General features: G+C 72.0%; 1 protein-coding gene. It reads left to right on the top strand.

All coding sequences use genetic code 11. The features are described from left to right. On the top strand, positions 1–1,700 hold a 1,700-nt coding region (locus tag D180_RS11740; RefSeq protein ID WP_017912947.1), incomplete at its 5' end, for a cellulose synthase subunit BcsC-related outer membrane protein. Between the last annotated feature and the right edge of the window lie 276 nt (positions 1,701–1,976).

Raw genomic sequence — 1,976 nt, forward strand, 5'->3', positions numbered from 1 at the left:
TGCTGGCCGCGGCGCCGCGTGCGTCCCTGCGCCAGCCGGCCGCGCCGGTCAGCGCCGGCGGCGGTTCAACCGTGCTCGACGAACTGCGCGAGGTGCAGGCCGAGAACAGCGACAGCCTCGCCACCGGCGCCAGCTACCGCGCCCGCGACGGCGAGGCCGGCCTGGGCCGGCTGCGCGATCTGGAAGTGCCGCTGCACGGCGAGTTCGCGGTGGGCGAGGGCAAGCTGCAGGTCGACCTCACTCCGACCCTGCTCGACGCCGGCACGCTCGGCACCGGCTATGCCACCGCCAGCCGCTTCGGCGCCGGCCCGGCCGCGGCGATGGGCGATGCCCTGGCCGCCGACCGCACGCCGATCGACAGCCTGGTCGGCAGCGACCTGTACCAACTGCTGCTCACCGAGGGCAACAGCAACGCCACCCGCAACGCGCTGCGCACCTATGCGGTCAACACCGGGCTGTACAACAAGCTGTTCAACGACACCGACCCGGCGCTGACCAACGCACAGCGCGAGGCGGCAGCGCTGCAGGCGCTGTACGCCGAGCCGCTGTCGGCGTTCCTGCTCGGCAACACCGCCGCCGACACCGCGATCGGCACGCTGGCCAGCGCCATCCTCGGCGACGCCTCGCGCAGCGCCGACCTCAGCGCCGCCGACATCGCCCGCTTCCGCAACCTCGCCGCCAACCCCACCGCCGCGGCGCTGACCCCGGCCGGCTTCAGCCAGGCGCTGTACACCATGGCCGCCAACGGCAACGGCGCGCGGCGCATGGACCAGGACGCACGCGGCGTCGGCATGGCGGTGACCTACAAGAACGGCGGCTTCAGCGCCGAGCTGGGCAGCACCCCGGTTGGCTTCCCCGAGCGCCGCATCGTCGGCGGCGTCGGTTACCGCGGCCAGGCCGGCGACAATCTCACCTATTCCGGCCAGGTGTTCCGCCGCGCGGTCAGCGACAGCCTGCTGTCCTTCGGCGGCGTCGACGACGGCCGCGCCGGACTCGGCTGGGGCGGCGTGACCAGCAACGGCCTGCGCCTGTCGGCCACCCTCGACAACGGCCTGCTCGGCGGCTACGCCAGCGTCAGTGCCGACCGTCTGGTCGGCCGCAACGTCGCCAGCAACGACCATCGCCAGGTCGACCTGGGCGTGTACGTGCACGCGCTGGACACCGAGAACCAGTCGCTGACCGCCGGCCTCAACCTCACCGCGATGCAGTACGACAAGAACCTGGGCGGCTACACCTACGGCCAGGGCGGCTATTTCAGCCCGCAGGACTACGTGGACCTGGGCTTCCCGGTGCACTGGAGCGGCCGCACCGCCGGGCGCACGGTCAACTGGAGCGTGGACGCCAGCGTCGGCGTGCAGCATTTCCGCAGCGACGACAGCCCGTACTTCCCGACCAGCGCGCAGATGCAGCAGGCCGCCTACGACGCAGCCTCGCTGGCCGCGCTGCTGGGGCTGACCGACCGCTACGTCGCGCCGGTCTACGCCGGGCAGAGCAAGACCGGCATGTCCTACAACATCGCCGGCGCGGCCGAATGGCAGATCGCCCCGCAGCTGTTCCTGGGCGGCCGCCTGCTGTTCAACAACGCCCGCGACTACACCCAGTTCAGCACCAACCTCTACGTGCGCTTCGTGCTCGACCGGCTCGGCGCCGGCCTCGGCCGCCGCCCGCAGGTGCTGGCCTCGCCGTACGTGCCGGAGTAGGGCGCGCGCCGCGCGGAGACCGGCGCAGGCGTCAACTGTCGTACAGCCGCGACAAGCGGCACCGAAACCCGACTGACACCCTGCGTCGTCGGGACTGAAGTCCCTCCCACAAGGATGCCCAGCGCATCCCTGTGGGAGCGACGTCAGGCGGGCGTCACGTGTGCACATCCATCTCGGCGGATGGCCCACGGCGCTGCGGAACCACGCGTGACGGAACGCGCGCTACGCTGGCTGGGTGCACGGTGGGAGGGACTTCAGTCCCGACGCATTGCGCCA

Source organism: Xanthomonas sp. SHU 166 (assembly GCF_000364685.1).
Lineage (GTDB): Bacteria > Pseudomonadota > Gammaproteobacteria > Xanthomonadales > Xanthomonadaceae > Xanthomonas_A > Xanthomonas_A sontii.